Below are 4,677 nucleotides of genomic sequence, written 5' to 3'. Positions count from 1 at the left end.
CATTTTTTCGGGGGTGTTATTCATAGCTGAAATGCTCATTTTATTCCTTTATCTCATTTTTAATCTGCACTGCAAATTCTTGCCCTTTTACGGCGGCGAGTAGTGCGCTTAAAGCCGTGCGAGAGTCTTTTACTCCGTGCGCGCCCAAAGACGAACCTAGTAGCACGCAGCCCCCGGGATTGCGTCCGGTGTTGCCCGAATGGATCAGAATGCAGCGGCTTTTAGGTACCTGCTCGCTATACAGCAGCGGCAGACGAGCTCTAAATTTCGGGCTATCGTACCAGGCTATTTGATACCGCCCTTGCGGTATGCGTCTATCCATACCGCTTTGTGTAGTATCAGGACCCGCAGGCTCGCAGGTATAGCCTATGAGCACTACTTTTTCGCCGTCGCTCAATACGAAGCGCCCTAGTGTCATATCATCAATTTCCTTGAACCTGGTAATTTCCAAGACCATAAATCCTCCTTAAATTTACTTTTCGGGCGAGCTAAGCCCGCCTACGAGCGAAAAATTCAAAAGCTAAATTTATTTATAAATTTGACTTTTTTTACCGCCTCGCCAGTTTTGCGCACTAGCACCTTATATCCGCTACCTTGCTTCGGCGTGTCGCTTTTTATCTGCGCGCGTATCATATTTTTTATCGTTTGCTTTAGCCCCATTAAAAATCCCACCTTTTTGCCGTTATATTTACGAATGCGCCGCTAGCCGTGACGCGAGTCTCTACCGCCGTGACGATAAATCTATCCTCCCCAGGTGCTGCAGGCACGCTATAACGGGGCATATCTATCTTTATGATATCGCCTGTGCGCACACTTTGAAGCGGAGCACGCAAGCTAACCTCGCTTACGCGCGCGCCGTGGTCCAAAAAATACCTGCGGGCATAAGCCTCTATGATACGCTCGTCCTGATCCAGATCGAGCTTTATTTGCCCGTGCAGCCCGTCACTCCGATCAAATATAAACTTCACTGCTCCCCTGGTGCTTTTTTTCTCACTCCCTTTAATCTGCGTCATTTCTCCTCCTCCCAAGAATACCAATACCACTTTTTCAATGCTTCTAAATCGCCTTCTTGCGGATGTTCGCCGGTCATATTATAAACATATGCCAGGTGGTTAAATTCGTTTAAAAAGATGTCCGCATAGAGCTTTTCGCGGATCTTTTTATACTGACCGGGGGCTTGCAACCTAGCAAAGTGCCAATACTCGGGCGGCTTTATAGCCTTCCTTTTAGGGGTTCTGCTTTGCGAAAAAATCCCTATACCCCACCATCTTTCGTAATAATTTATGGTTCTATCATCCGCCCATAATACTATCTCGGTTAGTTCGTCTTTAAGGGAGATCTCCTCCTTATAAGTATATTCACGGAGCCGACGACTATCTGGGTAATATTCCGTGTCTAATCCAATATAATATACCTCCATTTTTAGCTTACTTCCCTCTTTGATAAATAGGCTAAGCGCGGTCGTATATCCGGGCAGTGCAGGATATTTGAATATATCCTCCCCCTTCCAAATCGAGTGCAGAGAAACCGCGGCTAGAAATTTCTTTTTTAACGCGCGCTTGGCTTTTTCAAAGCCGAAGGCGTTTTTAATATATTTCTCGCTTTTGCCTTGTGGGTTTTGGCAGAAAAATAATCTATATTCGTTCAGCATGTTTTTTACGGTTTTGAAATAATCGCTTTTTTCTCTTTTGTTTGCAACATCCAAAAAGGGCGTAGTTTTTGTTTTGCTTCCATCGCTATTAGGAACTGTAAAATCTAACTCTCTGCTTAGAGCGAAGCGAAACATCTCCTTTACGCGGATCTTTTTGCCGTCGTCGCAGAATATCAAAAGCTCATCGTCTCTTATGTCATAGGTATCGTGATATTGTCGCTTTCGGTCTGGATACGCCTGAATAGATACAAAATCTATAATTGAATCATTATTATAAAACGGTATAGGTGATTTTTGATCGTCGAGATAGAAGCGATAATCGCCAAGGGCATAAGTATCATAGCTCTGTCCCACAGGTTTTCTATTATGCCCGGGCTTTTTGCCGTCTAGAGGCACGAGATATGCACCTTGCAGTGCCTTATAGTATTTCCTGCTAACCGCGCCATTAATAAGTTCAAGCTTGATCCACTCTTTGGTTTGTCCTCTATATCCGCCATTGCTTTCGTCTGCTATAAACTCCATCTTAGCCCCACATCAGCAAAATACTCATGTTTTTATAAATATCGCCGCTACTGTCGGTGAGCTCTACACTAATGGGTGTAGGCGAGCTGCAATCTCCTATATCTTTCAGCCAAAAAATTTCCTCTCTTTCGGAAGGCTTTTCGCCTGAAAAGGTAAGATTGCCAGCACTATCTACAGCTTCAAGGCGATATGCCCTGCTACCTCTATTATCGATAAAAAATAGTGGGGCTTTGAAGCTATAAAGCGTTATGGAGGGATTTTGTGCATCGGGCGAGGATGAATACTTTACTAACCCAAGTAGCATAGTTATGTCTTTTTCGCCTAGCCTTCCTCCCTCTAATATATTGATCCTGCCTTGAAAGGCGTCCTCGTCAAAATTTAGTAAGGTCGAATAGTCTCTACCTATCACGGCGCAATATACCCTAGCTACGGGATTTATTGCTTTTGCCCAGACGATGAAGCGCCCTCTAGGACCTATGGCACCGCCTTTCGTACGTCCATTAAAAATACTAGAGCTTAGGCTAAAATCCAAATTTAGATCTTTCGAATTTAGCTTCAATGCTTTTTCGCAGGCCGCATCTTTATACAGAGCTACGTCAAATGTTTCAGCCATCTTTAATCCTTTTCCTTAATCTCGTTGAAATCGCAGCTAAATTCGTTTGCGAAATAGCCGATATTCATTGTTTTCTCTAACTTTCCGTCTAAATATAGCTCTAGCTTATAGGCTCCGTAATCACTAAATTTAATCTCCACCTCCCCGAAAGGATCGGCACTAAAGCTTTGCGTGCCGAGCTTAAAGCCGGCATGCGCGATAAGCGCACTATCTATGTCAAAATCACGCATCAGGCTAAAGGTATGGGTATAGCCTTTAGGATAAAACTTCGTAATCTCGTATTTGTGCAAATGATCTATTTGCAAATTTTTATACTCCGCTTTTATATTTAGAGCGGAGGGGAGATCGCGAGCAGGGCATACGAAAAGATAGATATTACTTTCATAAGCTACCTTTAGCGTTCCGCTTAAAGGGCCCTCGAAGCAAAGCACATTATCTTTATAGATATTGCCGTGCTGCTCTTGCGCCGTTTGCTCGCTAAATTGCAGCGGCGTTCCGTCAAGGCTTACAGCTATTAGTTTTTTAATAAAACCCGTAAGCTTTACGCAGATATCCTCGCTCAGCTCAAACTCCTCCACCGCGCGATAATCCGCGAAGAAAGAAGCGTTAGGCGCGTTTAGGCTAATATCTTTTGCCTTCCAAGCGGGGGTTGCGAAAATTTTACCTACCGCGCGAAGCGGAGAGATTACGTAAACATCGCCGTTTTCGTCGTCTTTATATCTTAAAACCTCCCTCGGGGTTACCGGGTGGGGATCGGGATCGATTACCGCAGTAAGCCCGGCTTCGGAATAGATATCCTCGTTTTTATCGTTAAAAATTATCGTATCGATGTTTTGCGGTGCGCTAAGGCTAAGATTAAAATCTATTATATTATCCTCGTTAAACTCCGCCGCGATCACGGCGAGTTTAGCGATATAAAATTTATCGCTTATGAAAATTCCTAGATCGTTCGCCCAAAAGCTAAGCCCTATGCCCTCTAGTGCTCCGGCTAGCGACGATGCATCCGAATACGAAAGCCCCGTTAGCGGCGTATCTTGTGGTGCATCGCAAAGAAAGCTTACTTTATCTGTAAGAGAGGCGAGATCCTTTAGGCTGGATATATTTTGCGGCAAACGAAGCGGGGTTTTAGCGACAAGCTTTTTAAAATTTGCATCTATGCTTAAAACTTCGCTCACCTCAAAAAGGCAATCTTTGAAATGCGAGCAGCTGATTAAAATTTCATCTATTGGGGCGAATAGGGAGGAAGCGGCGATTTTCAAAGACGCCGTCGCTTGCAGCTCACCTTCCTCGCTGCAAATACTCAGCTCACTGATGCCACGAAGCTCGCTTTTTGTGCCATCCCTGAAAGCAAAGACCTTAAAGCCGTATTCTACTACCATTGCTCCACCCTTCTATAAATCAAAGAAGTGGGGCGGTAAGCTCTATTTCTCCAGCAAAAAGCAAGCGTTTTTGAGTAAATATCGGACTTTAAAATAAAGCTTTCCTCGATTTTAGAGCTATAAATTTTTGCCTTATGCACGGCTAGCTTAAAGTCGTATTGCGCACTTCCTTTCTTATCGCCGTTGGTAGCTAGATAAAAATTCGTGACAACGCTATCTTGGCGAATGACCCCTTTTGGTATATATATCTCAGGCCTTAAATCCGTATATCTTTTAATATAGCTCGTATATACGCGGTCTTGCGAGATTTCTACCTTATAGTTTAGATCCAACTTATGCATTACCGCTCCAATATGCTGCTATATAGTATCTAAAGCTAACGCCCTTTGAGACATCGGCAAAACTGACTCGCCTAACGAGCTTAACGGCATGTACCGCTTCGCTCGCCGTAGCTTTGTCCGCAACCAAAGGAAGTAGCTTAAAAGCAAACTCCCCCTTTTTGATATATGAGA

7 protein-coding genes are annotated in these 4,677 nt (G+C 44.0%); all 7 read right to left on the bottom strand.

Annotated elements, in window-relative coordinates:
• Positions 1–40: 40 nt before the first annotated feature.
• From Q0323_RS08040 to Q0323_RS08010, 7 genes are read right to left on the bottom strand one after another with little or no spacing between them, the layout of a single operon-like run.
• A complete protein-coding gene (locus Q0323_RS08040; protein WP_298053360.1) occupies positions 41–457 on the bottom strand; it encodes a DUF5675 family protein in 417 nt (138 codons plus the stop codon).
• Between the two features lie 56 nt (positions 458–513).
• Positions 514–660 carry a hypothetical protein gene (locus Q0323_RS08035; protein WP_298053357.1) on the bottom strand — a complete coding sequence of 49 codons (147 nt, stop codon included), beginning with the start codon at positions 658–660 and terminating at the stop codon, positions 514–516.
• Complete coding sequence (locus Q0323_RS08030; RefSeq protein WP_298053354.1) at positions 660–1,013, bottom strand: hypothetical protein; 354 nt, start codon at positions 1,011–1,013, stop codon at positions 660–662. The genes Q0323_RS08035 and Q0323_RS08030 overlap by 1 nt, the downstream gene beginning before the upstream one ends.
• Positions 1,010–2,173: a hypothetical protein gene (locus tag Q0323_RS08025; RefSeq protein ID WP_298053352.1), complete on the bottom strand. Its 1,164-nt coding sequence runs from the start codon at positions 2,171–2,173 to the stop codon at positions 1,010–1,012. The genes Q0323_RS08030 and Q0323_RS08025 overlap by 4 nt, the downstream gene beginning before the upstream one ends.
• 1 nt (position 2,174) lies before the next feature.
• The gene (locus Q0323_RS08020) at positions 2,175–2,786 is read right to left on the bottom strand and encodes a hypothetical protein (RefSeq protein ID WP_298053349.1); all 612 of its coding nucleotides are present in this window, start codon (positions 2,784–2,786) and stop codon (positions 2,175–2,177) included.
• A gap of 2 nt (positions 2,787–2,788) precedes the next feature.
• Positions 2,789–4,165, bottom strand: coding sequence for a hypothetical protein (locus Q0323_RS08015; protein WP_298053347.1), 1,377 nt, complete (start codon positions 4,163–4,165; stop codon positions 2,789–2,791).
• The gene (locus Q0323_RS08010; RefSeq protein ID WP_298053345.1) at positions 4,159–4,506 is read right to left on the bottom strand and encodes a hypothetical protein; all 348 of its coding nucleotides are present in this window, start codon (positions 4,504–4,506) and stop codon (positions 4,159–4,161) included. The genes Q0323_RS08015 and Q0323_RS08010 overlap by 7 nt, the downstream gene beginning before the upstream one ends.
• Positions 4,507–4,677 lie beyond the last annotated feature (171 nt).

This window comes from uncultured Campylobacter sp., assembly GCF_938030145.1.
Lineage (GTDB): Bacteria > Campylobacterota > Campylobacteria > Campylobacterales > Campylobacteraceae > Campylobacter_B.
This window is presented reverse-complemented; position numbering and strand designations above follow the sequence as displayed.

Excerpts from the sequence above, each read along its gene's own strand:
- Q0323_RS08040 (WP_298053360.1), bottom strand. The coding sequence starts at position 457 with ATGGTCTTGGAAATTACCAGGTTCAAGGAAATTGATGATATGACACTA.
- Q0323_RS08015 (WP_298053347.1), bottom strand. The coding sequence starts at position 4,165 with ATGGTAGTAGAATACGGCTTTAAGGTCTTTGCTTTCAGGGATGGCACA.
- Q0323_RS08010 (WP_298053345.1), bottom strand. The coding sequence starts at position 4,506 with ATGCATAAGTTGGATCTAAACTATAAGGTAGAAATCTCGCAAGACCGC.
- Q0323_RS08025 (WP_298053352.1), bottom strand. The coding sequence starts at position 2,173 with ATGGAGTTTATAGCAGACGAAAGCAATGGCGGATATAGAGGACAAACC.
- Q0323_RS08030 (WP_298053354.1), bottom strand. The coding sequence starts at position 1,013 with ATGACGCAGATTAAAGGGAGTGAGAAAAAAAGCACCAGGGGAGCAGTG.
- Q0323_RS08035 (WP_298053357.1), bottom strand. The coding sequence starts at position 660 with ATGGGGCTAAAGCAAACGATAAAAAATATGATACGCGCGCAGATAAAA.
- Q0323_RS08020 (WP_298053349.1), bottom strand. The coding sequence starts at position 2,786 with ATGGCTGAAACATTTGACGTAGCTCTGTATAAAGATGCGGCCTGCGAA.